Here is a 19,088-nt window from a genome sequence, read left to right as displayed (position 1 = left end):
AGCAAATGAGACGCGAGAGCAGAGGCCTGCGCCCTTCGTCGGGGCGGACCGCTGACAGACTCTAGCCTCTTTCCGTCGCCTGCTCCGGGAAGCTCAGCGTCCGCGCGTCGCTCCACAACCCTTCCAGGTCGTAATACTCGCGGGCGTCCTTCGTCATGATGTGGACGACGATGCTGCCGCCGAAGGCCAGCAGCAACCAACGCTCGCTGGGACCCTCGACGCTGGGACGGGGCAGGCCCGCCTCCTGCGCCTTGTTGCGGATATTTTCCTGAACGGCGTTGAGCTGCAAACCGGCGGTCGCCGTGCAGATCACGAAGTATTCGAGGGTGGAGGACACGTCGGTGAGGTCGAGAACAACGACGTCCTCGGCGCGGCGTTCACGGGCGGCGTCCACGATGGCGCGGAGCTGTGTCTGGATGGGATCGGTGGATGCTGGGGTCATGGGGTCTCCGTATTGGGCGTGCGGCTCAGGGTGAGGCCCGCGCCCCGGCTGCCACTCAGGTCGGCGAGGGCGGCGAGGCTCGTGCGGGCGTCGGCCCCCAGCAGGATACCGACCTCGTTCGCCGAGACCGGGAAGCGCTCACCTTGCAGCCGCGCCAGCCCCAATGCGCCCGCGAGTTCGTTCGCCGCCTCCACGCTCGTTCCCGTGAAGGTCTGGCTCGCCTCGCCGCTGGGGGGGGCCGTCTCCACCGTCACCTGGGCGTACCCCAGCGTTCGCAGCGCCCGCTCCAGGCCGGGGCCGAGGTTCGCGCCGCTCGCGTCCACCACCCGCACGCTCACGTCGGGGACGGCTCCGACTCCCGTCGACGTGACTTCGGCCCCCTGACCCCACAGCCGGGCGAGCGCCTCCCGGTCCGCCGCGAGGTTGAAGGTGCCCTCGATGGGCCGCGTGGGCAGCGTGGCGAAGGTGAGCCGCAGCCCCGGCAGGTGCGGAAGCAGGCTGGGGAGCAGCCCCGGATCGGCGTTCGTCTCCACCCCGTCGCCGATGCCCCCGACGATGGTGGGCAGGGCCGCGACTCCCCGTGGCGACCTCAGCCGCCCGGCGAGCTGGGTCAGCGCCTGCTTCTGGTGGTCGATGCGCCCGTAGTCGTCCCCGAAGCCCTTGCGGACCCGCAGGAACAGCACGGCCTGCTCCCCGGCGAGGTGGTGGTTCCCCGCCGGGAGCCGCAGGTCCACGCCCGCCGCCTGGTCGATCCACTCGATGCCGCCCTCCGGGACCGTCACGTCCAGCCCGCCCAGCGCGTCGATCACCCGCGCCACGTAGTCGGTGCGGACGACGACGTAGCCGTCCACCCGCTCCCCGGTGATCGTCTCCACCGCGCGGGTGAGGGCCTCCGGGCCACCCGACCAGTACTGGCTGTTCACCTTCTGGGCGGCGATGGACCCCTGCGGGTCGAACTCCCCCACGTTCGTGTCGCGCGGGATGCTCAGCACGCTCACGCGCCCGGCGTCCACCCGCACGAGCATCAGCGTGTCGGTGTTCGGCGGCTGGAAGAGGCCCGTGCGCTGCTCCTGGTCCCGGCAGGGGGTGCGGTAGGCGCAGTACACGATGTCCCGCCCGGCGAGCAGCAACGTGAAACGCGGCACGCCTCCCTGCGGCACCGACACACTCATGGGGGCGGAGCCGGGCGCACTCAGCACCGCGAAGCCTCCCAGCGACAGCGCGGAGAGGCTCAGCCCCGCGACTTGCAGGGCGCGCAGCCGGGCGAGGGAGCGCCGGGACGCGGGATAGGTCATGCGTGCGGGCGGGAAGGGCGGCGTCGACGCGGGGGCCGCTCGAACGTCTGCGCCGGGTCGGGCCGGGTGGGCAGCGGCCCCTCCCCCTCCGCGAGCGCCTGCCGCACGCAGGGCAGCGCGTGGTAGGCCCGCAGGGTGCGCGGATGCACCGTGATCCCGCGCCCTTGCAGGTACGTCACCTTCGAGACGATGGCCCCGCTCAGCGCCGTGGGCAGGTCGTGCAGGGCGAGTTCGCGCAGGTCGTCGTTCACGCCACGCCCCGGCTCGGACACGTCGGCGATGTACACGCAGTCGGCGACCGGATTGCCCCCGCGCGGGCCGGTCGTGTGGTCCTCCACCGCCTCCAGCACCACCGGGTCGCGGTAGCCCCAGCGTTCGAGCAACACGCGGGCGGCCCGCCCGTGCAGGGCGAGCGGATGCGCGGCGTCGATGGCGCACTCGGGCGGCGCGAGGCGCAGGAGTTCGACGTCGGGCAGGTCGCGGGCGATGTCGTGCAGCAGCCCCGCCGCGTAGGCCCGCGCCTCGTCCAGCCCGTTCGCGCGGGCGATCCGGCAGGCGAGTTCGGCCACCCGCAGCACATGCTCATAGCGGCGCGGGCGGACCATCAGCCGCACCCGGTCGTCCCAACCGACGAGTTCGGCCAGCGGGTGTCTCAGCTCCAACAGTTGGGCGATCATATGGCTACGCCGGTGATGTGCCACACCATGCGCGGACTATACACCCCGCCCGGCGGGTACATCTGGACTTGAAAAACGGTAGCGCTTCCATTTCGGGAGGGGGAGGGGGAGGTTCCATTGGCCTCCTGTGAACGTGGGCGCTGGGGAGCAGAAGGTCGAAGGCGGAGGCCACCAGGCGTGGGGAACGCGGGGTCAGCCTTCCGCTTTCTGCCTTCTGCGACGTTTGAAGGAGGTCTCATCCAGGCTCCGTTCTCTCTCCTCCCCCTCACGGTCCGGCCTGCTGAGAGCTGACGGCTGACGGCTCCCTCAAAACCTCCGCACCAGCACGACCCCCAGCACCACCAGCGTCAACCCCAGCAGCCGCCCCGGCGAGAGCGCATGTTGCCGCACGCCGAGCCACCCGAAATGCTCCAGCACGCCCGCGACGAGGAGTTGCCCCAGCACGATCAGGCTCAGGAGGGTGGCCGTGCCCAGACGCGGCGCGAGGGCAGTCAGGCCGAGGAGGTAGGCGGCCCCGAAGGCCCCGCCGAGCCACGCCCACCACGGCGGACTGTTCTGGAGCAGGCCTGCCGGGTGGCCGGGCCGGAAGAGCAGCACGAAGGTTCCCAGCAGCGTGGCCGTCAGGAGGGCGTTGGTGAGCGCGCCCCAGGCCGGGTGTCCGGCGGCGAGGGCGAGGCGGGCGTTGGCGGACGCCTGGAGGGGCACGACGGCCCCCGCAAGGAGGGCCAGGAGGACGGGGAGCCAGAGCATGGGGGGAGCTTACTCGGGTGGGAGGGGGCAGGGGGAGTGGCGCTGCGCTAGGCAAAGGGCCTGTTGACTGCGCCCGTAGACGGGTTCTCGGCGTGGCAAGGTTTGATCTTGCTGCGTCCCAGTCGCTCGCCCACCGTCTCGCTCCGTGAGCCGACGTGGTGGTGGCATGGGTCGTCTACTCACGGGCAAGCATTGGCCGTCGAGAGCGACGGTTTTTGGAGAGCAGGAGCTTTTGCTGTTCTTCTCCCTCTCCCCTCGTGGGACTCGTAGAGCTGCTTGCAGAGAGGGCCGGGGTGAGGGGGTGTGTGACCACCCCAACCGCCCAATCCCCACAAACAAAGCTCCTCCCCACTTGCGGGGGAGGTCGGGTGGGGGGTGGCAAGCAACGCTTGCCCAACGCACTACGCCAAGCATGAGCACCCTCGCCAGACACGCCGCCGAAGTATGAAGACTCGAACCTCAATCGTTCCTGCGCCCTACTCCCCCCCGTCCGCCCCCACCACGGCCTCCTCTTCCCCCTCCACGGCGGTGACACGTTCCACCGTGAGGCGGGCGCTGACGGTCTCCAATGCCTGAGCGCCCGCCGGGACGCGCAGGACGACGGGCGTCGTGTACGTGCCCTCGCGGTAGGAGACGGTGCCCGCCACCTCGCGCAAGCGGGCGAGGAGGTCGGGGGCGGCGACGAGGCGCACGGTGCCCGGCTGCACGCTGACCGAGGTGACGCGCAGGCCGGGGGGCGGGTCGTTCAGGACCACGCGGACGGCCTTGATGGGGAGGTCGCCCGTGTCCAGCCGCCGCACGGTGACGGTGGTGGGCGAGGTGGTGACGCCGGGCACGGCCTCGCCGTCCTCGTTCAGGGCGATCAGGCTGGCCTCGCGCTCGTCGCCGGGGCCGAGGGCGAGGGGGCTGCTCACCAGCCGCCGCACCGTCGCCACGACCTGACCCGGCCCGCGCAGGGTCGCCTCGCTGGGGGTCACGACGTAGCGGGGCACGCTCGTCTCAGGGGGGGTGGCGACGCTGAGGGTGACGGGCAGGGTGCGGCTCAGGCGGGTGTCCACGAAGCCCTGCACGCGCTCGGGCCGCTGCACGCGCAGGGCCGTGCCCGTGGGGGTCTCCACGCTCACCGGGAGGGTAAAGCTGCCCTCCGGCACGCCGGTCACGTCCACCACCGCCCGCACATCGGTCCCGGTGAGTTCCCCAAGCCGCTCCGGACGCCCGGAGAGGATCACCCGCACGGTGGCGGGAGTCAGGCCGCTGACCGCGCGGGTGCCCTCGCCCCGCCCGCCCGTCGTGTCGCGCACGGTCACGGCCACGTCGAAGCCCTGCTCTACATTCACCCGGCGGTCGCCCGTCGCCACCGCCCACAGCACCACCGCCACAAGGAGCGCGAGGAGCTTGGCGGGCAGGTTGTGGAGCGCCCGCCGCCACACGTAGCGCGGCTCCAGCCAGCGCCGCCACCCCATCAGGGCCGCCCTCACGCGCCGCCCCGTTCCGGCTGGGTGCCCGCCTCCGGCTCGGGGTGGGGAAGGGGGACGCCCGCCTCCGGCCCTCCCGCCAGCAGGTCCGCCCGGTCGTAGATCAGGGAGCGCAACTGCTCGCGCAACTCCGAGCCGTTGAGGTGCGGTCCCAGCCGCCCGCCCACCGCCACGCGCATACTTCCGCGTTCCTCGCTCACGACGAGAACCACCGCGTCCGTGAGTTCCGACAGCCCGATGGCCGCCCGGTGCCGGGTGCCGTAGCGGCGGTAGGTGCCGTCCCCGGCCTGAAGGGGGAAGAGGCAGCCCGCCGCCACCACCCGCGACTCCTGAAGGATCACCCCGCCGTCGTGCAGGGGCGCGTTGCGCGCGAAGAGGGCCTCCAGGAAGGGCACGCTCACCACCGCGTCCAGCCGCACGCCCGTGGCCGCGTACTCGCCGAGGGGGGTGCGGCGCTCGATGGCGATGAGGGCACCCGTCCGCCGCTCGGCGAGCCGCTCCATCGCCCGCGCGAGGTCCTGCAAGGCCGCCCCGCTCTGCCCGATGTCCCGCCCGCGCGGACGGCCCACCCGCTCCAGCGCCGCGCGCAGCTCCGGCTGGAACAGCACCACGAGCGCGAAGAGGCCCACCGTTCCCGCCCGCCCCAGCAGGTAGCTCAGGGTGGTCAGGCCCAGCACCTCGGACAGCACCCACACGCCCGCGAAGACGAGGATGCCGCGCACCACGTTCACGGCGCGGGTGCCCACCACGAGCAGGTAGCCCTGGTAGATCAGAAAGGCCACCAGCAGCACATCCAGGAGGTCCCGGAGGCTCAGCGACTCCAGAGAGGACAGCAGACCCGGCGCTCCCTTCCGCCGTGTGGGCGACCGTGCGGCACCTCTTCACTATACGGGCCGATGTATGAAGTTCCCTCGCAGGGCGGGCCGGAGGGGTCTATTGCTGGTGGAGGTCCCCCATCCGGCCCGAGATTCAGCGAACTCCAAACGGCGGGGGCGCTCAGCGCGCGGCCCGACCCCTTAGCGTGGGGCATGCCCCTTCAGCTCCGGTTCCTCGGCCAAAGCGCCTTCCTGCTGGACAGCGGCGAGCACCGCGTCCTGATCGACCCCTTCATCGAGGGCAACCCCGTCTCGCCCGTCACGCTGGGGGAGGCGCTGGGGTGGAACGTGAGCGCCGTCCTCCTCACCCACGCGCACGGCGACCACTGGGGAAATACGCTGGACTTCGGGCGGGTGGGCGTGCCCGTGATCGGCACGGCGGAGATCGGCAACTACGCGGGGCGAAACGGCGCGACGAACGCCATCGGCGCGAACATCGGCGGCACCGTGCGCGGCGAGTGGGGGAGCGTGACCCTCACGCCCGCGTGGCACTCGTCCTCCTTCCCCGACGGCACCTACGGCGGGATGCCCACCGGCCTCGTCGTGGAGATGGGCGGCGTGCGCGTCTACCACGCGGGCGACACCTGCCTCTTCTCCGACATGCGCCTCATCGGCGACCGGGGGCTGGACGTGGCGCTTCTCCCCATCGGCGACCACTACACGATGGGACCCCAGGAGGCCGCCCGCACGCTGGAGCTGCTGCGCCCCCGCGTCGCCGTGCCCATGCATTACGGGACCTTCCCGCCGCTGAAAGGCGACCCGCAGGTCTTCGCCCGTGAGGGGCAGGCGCGCGGGGTGGACGTGCGCGTCTTGCAACCGGGGGAGACGACGGAAGTGTGAGGGCTGAAGCAGCCTTTCCTCCTACCCCCTGAACTCCACCTGTACTCCCAGCCCGTCCGCCGCCTGCCGCGCCTCCCGCAACGTGGCGTGGGCGAGGGGGAGCAGGGCACGCTCGGGCCGCTGCCACAGGGCCTGGGCGACCTTGCTCGCGCGCCGGACGAGGAGCAGCTCACCGGGGCGGGCGAGGGTGACGGCGGCGAGGAGGGCCTGGGCGCTCGGCGGCACGGCGGAGAGGGGGTCGAGGTGGATGTGGGCCGTGACCCGCTCACCGGGGCGGCGCAGGCTCACGCGGGCCTCGGGGACGGCGGGCCGCTGCTCGATGAGAACGTCGGCATGTGCCCCGGCGAGGGCGGGGGTGGTCAGGCCCCGGCGGGCGTCGTTGGCGAGGGCGTGGGCGGCGAGCATGTGCCGCCGGGTGCGGGGCGCGTAGTTCACCCGCAGCGCCACGTCCCGCGCGCCCGCCTCGTCTTGCACCTCGCGGGCGAGGTCGGCGAGCATGTGCGGCCCCCGCCCCCGCCCCACCGACGCGATGACCGCCTCGTTGTCGGTGTAGACCCGCAGCCCCTCGCCCGCCGGGGCATGCCGCACGGCCTCCAGCACGGCGCGCACCTCGGCGGCGTTGTTGTCCGGGGCGCTAAGTTGCCCCTGATAGCTCGTGGGTAATCCCCCTGGCACGAGCAGCACCAGCCCCCAGCCGCCCACGCCCTGACCGTCAGGGAGTTCGTGCCAGCTCGCGTCCACGTAGGCTTGGTTCACGAGTGCGCTCCAGGGGGGAGGGGTCGCCAGTCACCAGTCGCTAGTCGCCAGCAGAGGAGTGGGGAACCGGGTTGCTGGTGGGCAGGAGTTGAATGACTACAGGAAAACGTGGACCCCTCTCTTTTGCCCCTCCCCCTTGAGGGGGGAGGCCGGGAGGGGGTGAGCGGGCCGGGCCTCCCCCGAACATAGACCGACACCTCCCCGTCCCTTTCCAGCGCCTGACCGCTTCCCCTAAATCTCCACGTCCAGCGTCCGCGCCAGCACCTGACGGGCGAGGGCGTGGAGGCTGCGCGGGTCGTACTCGCCGCGCTCCACGGCTTCCAGCAGTTCGGGGGCGAGGGCCGCCTCCTGCGCGAGCGTCCGCAGCGGGATGCCGAGCAGGCGGCGGCGGGACCGCAGGGCGAGGGCGTGGGGAAAGGGCGGCGCATGGTCGGGCGACTCCATGCACCATCATAGGGAAGGACCGCACCTCCGGGCTGTAGGGGGTCGTGCCCTCGTCTCCGGGCGAGTGCGATACTCCGCGCATGGACGTTCTGGCCCTGTACCGCGAGGCGGGCGCGTACCACGAGGGGCATTTCCTGCTCGCCTCGGGCCGCCACTCCCCGAAGTTCCTCCAATCCACCACTCTGCTCCAGCACCCGCACCTCACCGAGCAGATCGGGCGAGCGCTGGCCGGGAAGTTGCGTGAGGCAGGCGTTCAGGCGTCCGTCACGGTCGGCCCCGCGATGGGCGGCGTCGTCCTCGCCTACGAGGTCGCCCGGCACCTCGGCACCCGCGCCATCTTCGCCGAGAAGGACGGGCGGGGCGGGATGAAACTCCGCGAGGCGTTCACCCTCCAGCCCGGTGAACCCTTCGTCGCCGTGGAGGACGTACTGACCACGGGCGGCAGCGTCCTGAAGGCCGTGCGCGCGGCGGAGGCGGCGGGCGGAAGGTGCGTCGCCGTCGCCTGCATCGTGGATCGGCGGCAGGAGGAAGGGCCGCTGGAGGGCTACCCCCTCGTCAGCCTGACCCACCTGACCTTCGACACGTACCTGCCGGGCGAGGTGCCGGAGTGGCTGGCGGCGAGGCCGTTGCGGGAAATTTGAGTAGTCGGAGTTACTATTTTATAAACCTATTTCAGTAGCCGGCTTCTCTTTTGTGTTTTTCATAAACGCCGATGTCCCGTTCTTCTAAATCTAGGCGTTGGTAGTAATCATTCCAGAAGTCAATTTCTTCTCTGCGTGAGGTGTTCAATGAATTGATGACTTCGGATGTGGTGATATCTAGCTTACGTTGTTTCGTATCATTGGCAATGCTCGCCACCTCTTCATCTGCAAGCCTTATCGCTGTGTCTAGGAGGTAAAAGGGGCAAAAATAGCTTCCACAGACTTTCTCAAGAAACCTGTTAAAATGCATCCCAATCATAAATACCTTTTCGCACGTTAGCTCGCTGTCTAAAAACGCTGCTATCTCTTCATTCCTGAATGTAACCATATCAAAGCTGCCCTCTATGCTACCCAACCAATTAGCTAGCTCACTTGATAAGCAGGCTCTCAATTCGTCCGATTTCAGCTTGTTTTCGAGAGTCATAGGACTGACCATATACTTATCTTCGGCGTTGTTAAAGTAAGTATAGTACCGGTCGGTAGTACTATACTCCAATAATACAACGCACGTCAGAATATCGTTGATGTCTCTACTGTACTTACTATCAATAACTGCTTCTAATACTGCCATAATGTCTATGTATTCGCTATGAATTAATGCCTCCAGCGCAGGTTCATGTTCGCACAGATAGTACATGAATCCATCGTTGAATTCTCCTAAACGCATTTGCGGGACATATTCATTAAGCAGCTTTCGCTTTACTTCTCCGCCCACCTTTTCACTGGACCTTATCCAACTTCTGTGATCTTGACTTTTAGAATACAATAGTCTCAAATCTTCATATGTAAGAATACATTCTTCAATCAAGAATTTCTCAACTTCATTTGATATACTTAAATCAACAATCCTACTTATGTACTCACCCATAACTTTTTCTGAGATTCTTTTATCGTTTAAAACCTTTCTAAGTGTATATTGGTTCAGTTTTTCAATAACTTCTCCGATTAATGTGACATCAAAATCGGCTTGATCTATAAGATCAATCACAAGATTTGGATTATCTCGTAATATGCTACGTATAACATTGGGAGGTATATCTGAGTTCTTGCATAGCCTTGATAGTGCTCTATAAGAGCCTAACTCCGATATTTGTACAATCTGATGCTCCTCTAAGTCATCTCGCTTAGCTAGCTTGAGTATGACGTTTTCGGCACCAGTTTTTATGAGTAAGTCGAAAATGATCGGGTCGATATTAGCACTATTTGCTAATATCTCCAGAGCTACTTTATGGCCGTTGCGTATAATTTCTACTCTTCTTTCCATAGAGACGTTCTGGTTATAGGCGTCGGTGATGTCGTTTGCGCGCTGTTCGTTCGTCATGTACGTGACCCCTCATGGTTACGGCAATTTTTGAGATGCAAGCGGGCTAATTTTAGAGGGAGTAATCTGACAAAATCCTAAATTTGGAGAAGACTTCGTGTAGGGGCTTGCGAGGATGAGGAGGCAAGACAGCAGCCAACGAACAGCGGCCAGCTCCCCTGTTCGAGAAGCTGACCGCTGACGCCTAAACGCTGACTGCCCCTACAGCTCCAGCAGCATCCGCGCCGGGTCCTCCACCGCGTTCTTCACGGCGACGAGGAATTGCACGGCCTCACGCCCGTCGATGATGCGGTGGTCGTAGCTCAGGGCGAGGTACATCATCGGGGCGATGACGACCTGCCCGTTCTGCGCGATGGGCCGCTCGATAATGTTGTGCATTCCCAGGATGGCGCTCTGCGGCGCGTTGATGATCGGGGTGCTCATCATGGAGCCGAAGGTGCCGCCGTTCGTGATGGAGAAGGTGCCGCCGCTCATGTCCTCCAGCGTCAGCTTGCCGCTCCGCGCCTTGCCCGCGAACTCGCCGATCCCCTTCTCGATGCCCGCGAGGCTCATCGTGTCCGTGTCGCGCAGGATGGGCACGACGAGGCCCCGCTCCGACGCCACCGCGATGCCGATGTCGTAGTAGCCGTGATAGATGATGTCCTTGCCGTCCACGCTGGCGTTCACGACCGGGAACTGCTTCAGCGCCTCGGTCGCCGCCCGGACGAAGAGGCTCATGAAGCCCAGCTTGACCCCGTGCTTGGCGACGAACTGGTCCTGGTACTTCTTCCGCAGGTCCATCGCCGGTTTCATATTGACTTCGTTGAAGGTGGTCAGCAGGGCGGCGGTGTTCTGCACCTCCTTGAGCCGCTCGGAGATGCGCTGGCGAATGCGCGTCATGGGCACGCGCTGCTCGGTCCGCGCCCCCTGTGGGGCCTGGACGGAGGGCGGGGTGGGCGCGGGCTGAGGCGTGCTGGCCGCTGGCTGCCCGCCGCTGGCCGCCTCCCTCATGCTGGGCGGGACGGCGGCCTCCTGCGGTCCCTGGTAGGTCAGGCCGCCCTGGACCGCTGCCACCGCGTCCGCCTTCGTGATGTTGCCCTTCGGCCCGGTCGCGGGAATCTGGGCCGGGTTCAGGTTGTTCTCGGCGACCACGCGCCGAACGGCAGGGGAGAGGTCGTCGCGCCGGGCTGGCTCGCTCCCGGAGGAGTCGGGCTGGGTGGCCGTGCCGCCCGCGCTCGTCTCGTTCGCCACCGGGCCACTCGCCTGATCGGCGGCGGGGGCCGGGGCTTGAGCGGTGGGAGTCGCGCCCGCTGCCGAAGCGCCCGCGTCGCCCACCACCCCGAGGACTTCCTCGCTCAGCACCGTGTCGCCCTCGTTCTTGGCGATGCTCTGCAACACGCCGTCCTGCTGGGCGGTGACTTCCAGCACCACCTTGTCGGTCTCGATCTCGGCGATGACCTCGCCACGCCGCACCGCGTCGCCGGGCTTCTTGTGCCATGTCAGCAGCGTGCCCTCGCTCACCGACTCGGAAAATACCGGAACCTTGATTTCGGCCATAACGTGCTCCTTTATACCCCCGGCGGGGCGTGACTCGCGTGGGGACGCTTCCTTCATCCGGGGAAGGAAGGCACGAAAAGAACGTCGTGAACGGTGGTTGCCGGATTGCTTCTTTCAAAGGAGAAGGCGGGGCGGCCTCTCGACCTCACCCCACCTCGTTTCGGCCTCGCTCTACGCCTGCGCCGTCGCCTCCTTGATCGTCTCCACCTGGGCGTCCACCGTGTCCAGCGTCAGCGGCTCCCCGAGGGCCGAGGCGATCACCCGCGCCTGCTCCTTCGTGTGGACGCTGGCGTAGCCCACCGCCGTGCTCGCGGCGCGCGGGCGGCTGGCGTGGATGAGCGTCTGGCCGGGGGCGAGCGCCTTCTCAAGGTCCTCCCAGATCATCAGCCACGCGCCCTGGTTCTCCGGTTCCTCCTGCGCCCATACGACCGTCGCGCCGGGGTGCCTGGCGAGTTCGGCCTTCAGCGCCCCGCTCGGGAAGGGGTAGAGCTGCTCCAGCCGCACGAGCGCCGTGCCCGCGTGCCCCTCCTTGTCCGTGTTCCGTGCCTCGAACAGCTCCCAGTGGAGCTTGCCGGAGGAGACGACCACCCGGCGGGCCTGCTGCACCGTGTCGTCCCCGATGACCTCCTGGAAGCGGCCCTCCGCGAGGTCGGACAGTGGACTCATGGCGAGCTTGTTCCGCAGCAGGCTCTTGGGCGTCATCACGATCAGGGGCTTGCGGTAGGGCCGCAGCACCTGACGGCGCAGGAGGTGGAAGATTTGGGCGGCACTTGAGGGCACCACGACCTGCATGTTCTTCTGCGCGCACAGTTGCAGGTAGCGTTCCAGCCGCGCGCTGGAGTGCTCCGGCCCCGCGCCCTCGTAGCCGTGCGGGAGCAGCATCGTCAGGCCGGAGAGGCGCTGCCACTTGCTCTCGCCCGCGCTGAGGAACTGGTCGATCACCGCCTGCGCCCCGTTGGCGAAATCGCCGAACTGCGCCTCCCACGCGACGAGGGCCTTCGGCTCCGACGTTGAGTACCCGTACTCGAAGGCGAGCACCGCCTCCTCCGACAGCGTGGAGTCGATGACCTCCACCCGGCCCTGATCGGGCGACAGGTGCGCGAGGCTGAGGTATTCCTCGCTCATGGGGTCCTGCGCGTTCTGGTCGTGGAGGACCGCGTGGCGGTGGACGAAGGTGCCGCGCCCGGAATCCTGCCCGTCGAGCCGCAGGCTGTAGCCCTCCACGAGCAGGGTCGCGTAGGCCAGCATCTCGCCCATGCCCCAGTCGAGCGGCTGTTCGCCCCGGCTCATCGCCTTGCGGGCCTCCAAGACACGGGCAATTCCCCGGTGTGGCTGGAAGCCCTCCGGCACCTGACTGATCTTCAGGCCGAGTTCGGTGAGCCTGTCTTGCGGCACGGCGGTCGGCGTGTCGTCCGTCCAGCGGGTGCCGAGGTACTCCTTCCAGTCCACGGCGAGCTTGCTCTGCTCCAGGTTCTCCATCTCCGTCACCACGGCGTCGCCCGCGTCGAGGCGGTCGCGGAAGCTCTCCACGAGCGCGTCGCCCTCGCCGGGCTGCAACACGCCCTGCGCCTCCAGCTCACGCGCGTACAGGGCGCGGGTTCCGGGGTGCGCCTTGATCTCGCGGTACATGATGGGCTGGGTCATCGTGGGGTCGTCCGCCTCGTTGTGCCCGTGGCGGCGGAAGCAGATCAGGTCGATGAACACGTCCTTGCCGAAGGTCTGGCGGTACTCCAGCGCGAGGTCGCCCGCAAAGGCCACCGCCTCGGGGTCGTCGCCGCTCACGTGCATCACGGGCGCATTGGCGATCTTCGCCACGTCGGTGCAGTAGCGGCTGCTCCGGGTGTCGCGCGGGTCGCTGATCGTGAAGCCGATCTGGTTGTTGATGACGATGCGGATCGCCCCGCCCGTCGTGAAGCCGCGCAGCCGCGAGAGGTTCAGCGTCTCCATGACCACGCCCTGCCCGCTCACCGCCGCGTCGCCGTGGATGGTCACGGGGAGCACCTGCTTGCGCTCCGTATCGCCCCGGCGGTCCTGCCGCGCGCGGACGCTGCCGTGGACCACGGGCGAGACGATCTCCAGGTGCGAGGGGTTGAACGCGAGCGCGAGGTGCATCGGCCCGCCGGGCGTCCGCACGTCGCTCGAAAAGCCCATGTGGTACTTCACGTCGCCCGCGATGTCCGGGTCGTCGCTGATCTTCTTCTTGCCCTCGAACTCCGCGAAGAGGTCCGACGGCTTCTTGCCGAAGATGTTGACGAGGACGTTGAGGCGGCCCCGGTGCGCCATCCCGATGACCGTCTCCTTGACCCCGAAGGTGCCCGCCTGCTGGATGATCCGGTCGAGGAGGGGAATGAAGCTCTCACCGCCCTCCAGCGAGAAGCGCTTCTGGCCCACGTACTTGACGTGAAGGTAGCGTTCCAGCCCCTCGGCGGCGTTGAGTTTGACCATCAGGCGGCGGCGCTCGGCGTCGGTGTACTGTCCCTGGCCCCGCCCGGCCTCCACCCGCTCCTGAAACCACGCGCGTTCCTCGGCGGGCAGGTACGTGAACTCGAAGCCGATGGCCCCGCAGTACGTCTCCCGAAGCTGCCCGATCACGTCCCGCAGCGGCCCCCGGAACATGCCGTCGTGGACGCTCTCGCCGAGGTCCGAGTCCGACAGCCCGTAGTACTCGGGCGTGAGTTCGGGGACGGCGGGCAGGCCGCGCATCTTGAGGGGGTTGGTCCGCGCGCTGACGTGGCCGTACACCCGGAACGCGGTGATGAGCGCCCCGGCGGCCTGCTGCGCGCCGCTGACGCCCTGCGGGGCCGCCGCGACCGGAGCAGCGCCGCCGCGCTTCTGGGTGCCCAGCTCGTAGAACGCCTGCTGGACCGGGGAGTGCGGCGTCTCCCGCGCGCCCCCCCGCAGTTCGTCGAAATAGGCGCGCCACTCGGGGTCCACGCTCTGCGGATCGGCGAGGTAGGCCTCGTACAGCCCCTCGATGAAGGCCGCGTTCCCGCCGGACATGACTGTCTGAAACTGCGTCATAACGCCCCCAGCATACCCCCCGGTTCTGGGGCGAACTGCGGTCTCCTGAACTCCTCTTGTCCCCACGCGGGTCACATGCCCGAGATGGACAGGAGGTGATCCAAAAGCCGCCCGCCCGCATACTCCTGACAATGGTGCCTTCATGATGACCCTGTAAGGGAATCGTGAGACGCCGGGAGCTTAAGTGGAGGCCGGAAGTGGCGGCAGAGACCAACCGTGACACCGGGGAGAGGAGGGGAGAGAACATGACGTGTAAGGACCAACAGGGTACCACCGCCGGGCGGGGCGGCGACGTGCTCATCGTGAGCGAGAGCGTGAGCGGTGGAAAGGCCGTGGAGCGGCTCGTCGAGCACCTCGGCCTGCGCGCCCGCCGGGTCGCCACCCTCGCGGCGGCGCGGACGGCCCTGCGAACTCGGCGACCGGGGGCCGTGCTGCTGGACCTGCCGCTCGCCGACTTTACGGGGCCGGGCGACCTGCCCCTCCCCCCGCAGACGCGGCTGCTCGCCTTCGGGGAGCGGGTGCCGGAGGGCGTCGCCTCGCTGGGCAAGGCCCCCACCCCCGATACCCTGCGGGTCGCGCTCGCCGCGCTGCTGCCCCTCGTGGCGACGCCGCCTCAGCCCTCCACCGCCGAGCGCCGACTCATCACCGACCTGCTGGGCAAGCCCGGCGTCCTCGGCGTGACCCTCCTCACCCCCGACCACCAGCCCCTCGGCGGCGGGGGCGAGCCGGTGCCCGCCGCGCTGCTCGCGCCCCTGTGCGGAATGCTGGAAGCCCGCGCGCTGACGAACCTGCCGCAGGGCGGGCCGCTCTTCTCCGCCCAACTGGAGTTCGAGCACCGCACCCTCCTGGCGGTCGCGCACGAGGACCTGCTCATTCTCTGCGTCCTGCGCGACCCCAGCCCGGCGAGCCTCGTGCGGTATCTGCTGCGCTCGCGGGCGGCGGCTTAGGCGTCGCCAGGTCCCAGTCGCCAGGGGGACAGGGCCAACTTCCGGTCCTCCATGAGCCGTAGGGCGCGGGAACACTAAAGCGTCCGTCCTTGCGGCGTGGGGCGCTGGGCGCGTATCAAGGGGGCACGGCACCCACGGGCAACCCGGCGGCATGGACGGTCCGTGTCGGGGGCCTGCCCGCGCCGACCGGAGGCTCCCATGACGACCGACCCCACCCGTTCAGACAGCAGCGCCGACAGCAGCACCGACACCGAGTCGCCCACCACGTCCGGCGGCGGGCAGATCGGGCTGGGCACCGACCCCTCCGGCACGGCGGGCACTGTGGACCGGACCGGGGACGTGGGCGCGACGAGCAGCGACAACCCGGCTACACCGTTCGGGTCCCTCGGCGGCGGCATCAACGACGACGACCGCTGAGCGCCATTCCACGGGGTTATGAGCGGGAAAAGTCCTGCCCCTCTCCTCCCTAGCCCATTGCCCACGCCCTCATCCTGCTGACTGCTGAAAGCTGACGGCTGACAGCTCCCTGCTCACCTCACAGGAGCACCCCATGACCCAGGACGACCGCACCCCAACCGACTCACAAGGCGGTCTCCCCGCCGACGCGGGCAACGGTATGAGCGACCGCGCGGGCTACACGAACGATTCGGAGAGCGGCATGACCGACACGCCCACCGCCACGGGGAACCCGATGACGAGCGACGATCGGAACGTCACCGGCCAGCCCGGTTCAGGCGGCGGCCTCGCCTCCACGGGAACGACCTTCGGCACGGGCAACGACGACAAGAGTCAATAGGTTGGCGAGAAGGCGAGGGGCGGGGGTGTGCGGTTCGTCCACCCCCTTCCCTCTCAGGCGTTGACGAGCGTGGTGTCTGTCCGCTTCTCCCCGGCGGGGGCACGCAGGCGGCGGCGCACCCCGTCGGCGTACTCGGCGAGGTCGGCGAGGAGGCCGCGCACGTCGCCGCGCAGGAGGTACTGTCCGCCCGGCAGCGGCGTCAGGGCGAGAAAGGGCGCGCGGGTCAGCGTGTCGAGGATGGAGTTCAGCTCGGCGGTGTTCACGCCGCTGCCCAGCTTCTCGGCGAGGCGGCCCGCGTGGATCACGCTGTGGGCCGGGGAGGAGGCCAGCGTCAGCAGCACGAAGGAAAAGGCTCCACGCTGGGCGAGGTGCGCCCCGACGAGTTCGGCCACGCTCGCCGCCGTCTCCAGGTCGAGGTTGCCCGCCTTCCAGTAGCCGCGCAGGTCGATGGGTGACAGGGGAGCGAGCCGTGCGTGCTCGATCAGGGCGACGAGCGCCTCGCGGGTCAGGCGGGACACGCCCTGGGGGCGCTCGGCCTCGGTGGTCAGCACCGCCGCGTAGTCCGCCCCCTTCTGCCACGCAGGCGAGCGCATCCCGCTCTCGCTGAGGGCGAGATGCACCTCGTACCCGTGTTCTCCCAACTCGGCCCGCAGCCGCGCCACCGCCTGCGCCGGGAAGTCCAGCCGGTAGCCCGTGAGCCGCGCGAGTTCGATGAGCTGGCCCTCCAGGCTGGTGGGCAGGGGCGCGGGAGGAGCCGTCCGACTGACGGGGGCGGGTGCGGGGACGGCGGGTGCGGGCTGGAGGGGTGCCGCCTTCTGCACCGGGACGAGGGGCGTGGGTGTGGGGGCGTCGGCCTCCGGGGTGGGGCGCGGGGTGGCCTTCTCCACGGGCTTCTGCGCCGGGGCCGTCGGCTGGGGCTGCTCCAGCCGCACCTCGCGGACGTGGGGAGTGGACGACACCACGATCCGGCGCGGCTCGGGCTTCTTCGGCGTCAGGCTGCGCTCGGGGGGAGGCGGGGCCGCGTGGGGCTTCACGGTCGCCTCCACCTGATAGCGGCCCGGTGCCAGCGGCGTGATCGTCAGCACGTCGTTCACGCCGAGGTGAAGATCGTGGAAGAGCCGTCCCAGCCCCCACACCCGGCCCCCCTCACGGTCCACCTGGACCGCGTGTTCGGTGCCCCGGTCGTCCACGAATTGCGCCGGGCCACTTTCCGGGAACAGGGGTTGGACGTATTTCAGCAGGCGCAGGCTGCCTTCTTGCAGGCAGGGCCGGGTGATGATGTAGCGCACAGGGTTCACGCGGGGACTCCTCCGTTTCATGATCCGGTTCGTGGGCGATTTCCGTTTGAGGGCGGAAGGACGCCTGTGGATGTTGCCTAGAGTAAACGCACTGCGAGGAAAAGTAACAGACGCAACCAACGGTTAAGGTTGCAGGGGCGGGACGGGGGCACATATGAGCGGGTGGGGAACTCCTACGCCCCCATCATGCTCCTTCCGGATGAGCTAAGTGGCACATTCCCGGCCTGTCATTTTCCTCGTGCGGTCGTCCCACCCCCTAGACTTGCCCCCATGACCCCCCCGGATGTTCAGGACAAGGCCCGTGACCTCGTGCAGCGCTACTACGCGGCCTTCAACGCGGGCGACGCGGAGGGAATGCTCGCCCTCCTCACGGGCGACGTGCGCCACGACATCAACGAGGGCGGAACGGAGGTGGGCGTGGAGGCGTTCCGCGCCTTTCTGGCGAGGATGGACGCCCACTACCGCGAGCGGGCCGAGGAACTGGTCGTGATGGCGGGGGAGGACGGCACCCGCGCCGCCGCCGAGTTCGTGATTCACGGCGAGTACCTGCGGACCGACGCGGGGCTGCCGGGGGCGACGGGACAGACCTACGTGCTGCCCGTCGGTGCCTTCTTCGAGGTGCGGCCTGACGAGGGGAAGATTGCCCGCGTCACGAACTACTACAACCTCGCCGAGTGGACGCGGCAGGTCGGCGGTTGAGCCTGACCGTTCGCCCCGCCACCGGGGACGAACTGCGCGCGGCCCTGCCCGACCTCGCCCGGCTGCGGCAGGAGGTGTTCCGCGCCTTCCCCTACCTGTACGAGGGGAGCGCCGAGTACGAGGAAAGCTACCTCGGCACGTATCTGGACGCGCCCGGTGCCGTGGTCGTCCTCGCCCGCGACGGGGAGCGGGTGGTCGGCGCAAGTACCGCCGTGCCGCTCGTCCACGAGACGGCGGGGGTGCAATCGCCCTTCCTGGGGTCCGAGTTCGACCCTGGAAACGTGCTCTACCTCGGCGAGAGCGTGCTGCTCCCCGAATACCGGGGGCACGGGGTAGGCCACCGCTTCTTCGACGAGCGCGAGGCGCACGCGCGGTGGCTGGAGCTGGGTGTCACAGCCTTCTGCGCCGTGCAGCGTCCGTCCGACCATCCGGCCCGCCCGGAGGACGACCGCCCGCTGGACGCCTTCTGGCGCTCACGTGGCTACACCGAACGCCCCGACCTGGAGACGACGATGACGTGGCGGGACGTAGGAGAGGTGGGGGAGACGGCCAAGCCGATGCGCTTCTGGGTGAGGCGGCTTTGAACGCGTTGAGTCGTCACGTCGCCCCCTCACCCCGGCCCTCCGCAAGCGGCTCTACGAGTCACCCACAGGGGAGAGGGGGAAAAGGCGCATAAGCTCTCGCTCTTTTAGCTCGTCTCACTTGAACGCCTGATGTGAATTGCGGATTGGGGAGTTGAGACGTTTTCGCTGTTCAGGAGGAGGACGAGCGGTGCTCGTCACCCCCCTCCCCGACCCTCTGCTTCGCAGCTTTGCAAGTCCCCCACAAGGAGGGAGGGAGAGAAAGAGCCGAGGCTTGTGCAGTGACTTTCTAGCTCCTCCCCTTGAGGGGGGAGGCCGGGAGGGGGTGAACTGGCCCGGCAATGCTGCAAACCCACTCGTCAACTCCCCTACAACGAAGCTTACCCGCTTACTGTGAAGAGTCTTCTCCTTCGCCTACGCCTTTCCCTTCCACCCATACGCCCGCACCGCGTCCACCGTGAACCACACGGCGACGACGCCCCACAGCACGGCGGGCAGCCAGCCCCCGGCCAGCCCGTAGCGCACGGCAGGCACGGCGCACAGCAGGGCGAAGACGAGGCTGAGCGCGAAGACGAGGTGGGGCGGCACACGGCGACCGAACATGGGGACAGGGTAGGGGGCGGGCTGTCACCGG

At 68.3% G+C, this 19,088-nt stretch carries 20 protein-coding genes; 7 read left to right on the top strand and 13 right to left on the bottom strand.

Translation table 11 applies throughout. The features are described from left to right. Window positions 1–61: 61 nt before the first annotated feature. From rsfS to cdaA, 6 genes are all read right to left on the bottom strand, one after another. Window positions 62–442: a ribosome silencing factor gene (gene rsfS, locus V3W47_RS01515; protein WP_331823376.1), complete on the bottom strand. Its 381-nt coding sequence runs from the start codon at window positions 440–442 to the stop codon at window positions 62–64. Beyond that, on the bottom strand, window positions 439–1,737 hold the full coding sequence (locus V3W47_RS01510) for an LCP family protein (protein ID WP_331823375.1): 1,299 nt from the start codon (window positions 1,735–1,737) through the stop codon (window positions 439–441). The genes rsfS and V3W47_RS01510 overlap by 4 nt, the downstream gene beginning before the upstream one ends. After that, a complete protein-coding gene (gene yqeK, locus V3W47_RS01505; protein WP_331823374.1) occupies window positions 1,734–2,414 on the bottom strand; it encodes a bis(5'-nucleosyl)-tetraphosphatase (symmetrical) YqeK in 681 nt (226 codons plus the stop codon). The genes V3W47_RS01510 and yqeK overlap by 4 nt, the downstream gene beginning before the upstream one ends. Window positions 2,415–2,720: 306 nt before the next feature. After that, window positions 2,721–3,164 (bottom strand): DMT family transporter, encoded by a 444-nt coding sequence (locus tag V3W47_RS01500; RefSeq protein WP_331823373.1) that lies wholly within the window; start codon window positions 3,162–3,164, stop codon window positions 2,721–2,723. A 476-nt stretch (window positions 3,165–3,640) separates the two neighbouring features. Then, window positions 3,641–4,642, bottom strand: coding sequence for a CdaR family protein (locus tag V3W47_RS01495; protein WP_331823372.1), 1,002 nt, complete (start codon window positions 4,640–4,642; stop codon window positions 3,641–3,643). Further along, window positions 4,639–5,475, bottom strand: a complete 837-nt coding sequence (cdaA, locus tag V3W47_RS01490) for a diadenylate cyclase CdaA (RefSeq protein WP_331823580.1) — start codon at window positions 5,473–5,475, stop codon at window positions 4,639–4,641. Before cdaA ends, V3W47_RS01495 begins: the two co-directional genes overlap by 4 nt. A 192-nt stretch (window positions 5,476–5,667) precedes the next feature. Between cdaA and V3W47_RS01485 the strand changes: the two genes are divergently transcribed. After that, window positions 5,668–6,354: a metal-dependent hydrolase gene (locus V3W47_RS01485; protein WP_331823371.1), complete on the top strand. Its 687-nt coding sequence runs from the start codon at window positions 5,668–5,670 to the stop codon at window positions 6,352–6,354. 21 nt (window positions 6,355–6,375) lie between these two features. Here V3W47_RS01485 and V3W47_RS01480 read toward each other — a convergent pair whose 3' ends face one another. Both V3W47_RS01480 and V3W47_RS01475 read right to left on the bottom strand, forming a co-directional pair. Continuing rightward, on the bottom strand, window positions 6,376–7,110 hold the full coding sequence (locus tag V3W47_RS01480) for a ribonuclease H family protein (RefSeq protein ID WP_331823370.1): 735 nt from the start codon (window positions 7,108–7,110) through the stop codon (window positions 6,376–6,378). Between the two features lie 231 nt (window positions 7,111–7,341). Continuing rightward, window positions 7,342–7,554 (bottom strand): XRE family transcriptional regulator, encoded by a 213-nt coding sequence (locus V3W47_RS01475; protein WP_331823369.1) that lies wholly within the window; start codon window positions 7,552–7,554, stop codon window positions 7,342–7,344. An 80-nt stretch (window positions 7,555–7,634) separates the two neighbouring features. On the opposite strand from V3W47_RS01475, the gene pyrE reads away from it, so the two are divergent. Further along, the gene (gene pyrE / locus V3W47_RS01470; protein ID WP_331823368.1) at window positions 7,635–8,195 is read left to right on the top strand and encodes an orotate phosphoribosyltransferase; all 561 of its coding nucleotides are present in this window, start codon (window positions 7,635–7,637) and stop codon (window positions 8,193–8,195) included. Window positions 8,196–8,226: 31 nt separating this feature from the next. On the opposite strand, the gene V3W47_RS01465 is transcribed toward pyrE, so the two are convergent. From V3W47_RS01465 to V3W47_RS01455, 3 genes are all read right to left on the bottom strand, one after another. After that, window positions 8,227–9,576, bottom strand: coding sequence for a hypothetical protein (locus tag V3W47_RS01465; RefSeq protein ID WP_331823367.1), 1,350 nt, complete (start codon window positions 9,574–9,576; stop codon window positions 8,227–8,229). 201 nt (window positions 9,577–9,777) lie between these two features. Then, window positions 9,778–11,112: a 2-oxoglutarate dehydrogenase complex dihydrolipoyllysine-residue succinyltransferase gene (gene odhB / locus V3W47_RS01460; RefSeq protein WP_331823366.1), complete on the bottom strand. Its 1,335-nt coding sequence runs from the start codon at window positions 11,110–11,112 to the stop codon at window positions 9,778–9,780. A gap of 171 nt (window positions 11,113–11,283) precedes the next feature. Next, a complete protein-coding gene (locus V3W47_RS01455) occupies window positions 11,284–14,133 on the bottom strand; it encodes a 2-oxoglutarate dehydrogenase E1 component (protein WP_331823365.1) in 2,850 nt (949 codons plus the stop codon). A 245-nt stretch (window positions 14,134–14,378) separates the two neighbouring features. On the opposite strand from V3W47_RS01455, the gene V3W47_RS01450 reads away from it, so the two are divergent. The 3 genes from V3W47_RS01450 (at window position 14,379) to V3W47_RS01440 (ending at window position 15,876) form a co-directional block, all read left to right on the top strand. Further along, entirely contained in the window at window positions 14,379–15,080 is a 702-nt protein-coding gene (locus tag V3W47_RS01450) for a hypothetical protein (RefSeq protein ID WP_331823364.1), read from the top strand. Window positions 15,081–15,278: 198 nt separating this feature from the next. After that, window positions 15,279–15,497, top strand: coding sequence for a hypothetical protein (locus tag V3W47_RS01445; protein ID WP_331823363.1), 219 nt, complete (start codon window positions 15,279–15,281; stop codon window positions 15,495–15,497). Window positions 15,498–15,630: 133 nt separating this feature from the next. After that, complete coding sequence (locus V3W47_RS01440) at window positions 15,631–15,876, top strand: hypothetical protein (protein ID WP_331823362.1); 246 nt, start codon at window positions 15,631–15,633, stop codon at window positions 15,874–15,876. Between the two features lie 53 nt (window positions 15,877–15,929). Here V3W47_RS01440 and V3W47_RS01435 read toward each other — a convergent pair whose 3' ends face one another. Next, the gene (locus V3W47_RS01435) at window positions 15,930–17,174 is read right to left on the bottom strand and encodes a hypothetical protein (RefSeq protein ID WP_442877195.1); all 1,245 of its coding nucleotides are present in this window, start codon (window positions 17,172–17,174) and stop codon (window positions 15,930–15,932) included. Between the two features lie 270 nt (window positions 17,175–17,444). Between V3W47_RS01435 and V3W47_RS01430 the strand changes: the two genes are divergently transcribed. Together V3W47_RS01430 and V3W47_RS01425 are read left to right on the top strand one after the other, a co-directional pair. Beyond that, on the top strand, window positions 17,445–17,873 hold the full coding sequence (locus tag V3W47_RS01430) for a ketosteroid isomerase-related protein (RefSeq protein WP_331823361.1): 429 nt from the start codon (window positions 17,445–17,447) through the stop codon (window positions 17,871–17,873). After that, on the top strand, window positions 17,849–18,457 hold the full coding sequence (locus tag V3W47_RS01425) for a GNAT family N-acetyltransferase (protein WP_331823360.1): 609 nt from the start codon (window positions 17,849–17,851) through the stop codon (window positions 18,455–18,457). The genes V3W47_RS01430 and V3W47_RS01425 overlap by 25 nt, the downstream gene beginning before the upstream one ends. A 411-nt stretch (window positions 18,458–18,868) precedes the next feature. Here V3W47_RS01425 and V3W47_RS01420 read toward each other — a convergent pair whose 3' ends face one another. Continuing rightward, complete coding sequence (locus tag V3W47_RS01420) at window positions 18,869–19,057, bottom strand: hypothetical protein (protein ID WP_331823359.1); 189 nt, start codon at window positions 19,055–19,057, stop codon at window positions 18,869–18,871. Window positions 19,058–19,088 lie beyond the last annotated feature (31 nt).

This window comes from Deinococcus sp. YIM 134068 (genome assembly GCF_036543075.1).
GTDB classification, from domain to species: Bacteria; Deinococcota; Deinococci; order Deinococcales; family Deinococcaceae; genus Deinococcus; species Deinococcus lichenicola.
The sequence above is the reverse complement of the archived record's forward strand: the minus strand, read 5'-3'. Positions and strand labels throughout refer to the sequence as shown.

Coding starts and splice junctions, on each gene's coding strand:
- rsfS (WP_331823376.1), bottom strand. CDS start 442: ATGACCCCAGCATCCACCGATCCCATCCAGACACAGCTCCGCGCCATC.
- V3W47_RS01510 (WP_331823375.1), bottom strand. CDS start 1,737: ATGACCTATCCCGCGTCCCGGCGCTCCCTCGCCCGGCTGCGCGCCCTG.
- yqeK (WP_331823374.1), bottom strand. CDS start 2,414: ATGATCGCCCAACTGTTGGAGCTGAGACACCCGCTGGCCGAACTCGTC.
- V3W47_RS01500 (WP_331823373.1), bottom strand. CDS start 3,164: ATGCTCTGGCTCCCCGTCCTCCTGGCCCTCCTTGCGGGGGCCGTCGTG.
- V3W47_RS01485 (WP_331823371.1), top strand. CDS start 5,668: ATGCCCCTTCAGCTCCGGTTCCTCGGCCAAAGCGCCTTCCTGCTGGAC.
- V3W47_RS01475 (WP_331823369.1), bottom strand. CDS start 7,554: ATGGAGTCGCCCGACCATGCGCCGCCCTTTCCCCACGCCCTCGCCCTG.
- pyrE (WP_331823368.1), top strand. CDS start 7,635: ATGGACGTTCTGGCCCTGTACCGCGAGGCGGGCGCGTACCACGAGGGG.
- V3W47_RS01465 (WP_331823367.1), bottom strand. CDS start 9,576: ATGACGAACGAACAGCGCGCAAACGACATCACCGACGCCTATAACCAG.
- odhB (WP_331823366.1), bottom strand. CDS start 11,112: ATGGCCGAAATCAAGGTTCCGGTATTTTCCGAGTCGGTGAGCGAGGGC.
- V3W47_RS01455 (WP_331823365.1), bottom strand. CDS start 14,133: ATGACGCAGTTTCAGACAGTCATGTCCGGCGGGAACGCGGCCTTCATC.
- V3W47_RS01450 (WP_331823364.1), top strand. CDS start 14,379: ATGACGTGTAAGGACCAACAGGGTACCACCGCCGGGCGGGGCGGCGAC.
- V3W47_RS01445 (WP_331823363.1), top strand. CDS start 15,279: ATGACGACCGACCCCACCCGTTCAGACAGCAGCGCCGACAGCAGCACC.
- V3W47_RS01440 (WP_331823362.1), top strand. CDS start 15,631: ATGACCCAGGACGACCGCACCCCAACCGACTCACAAGGCGGTCTCCCC.
- V3W47_RS01430 (WP_331823361.1), top strand. CDS start 17,445: ATGACCCCCCCGGATGTTCAGGACAAGGCCCGTGACCTCGTGCAGCGC.
- V3W47_RS01420 (WP_331823359.1), bottom strand. CDS start 19,057: ATGTTCGGTCGCCGTGTGCCGCCCCACCTCGTCTTCGCGCTCAGCCTC.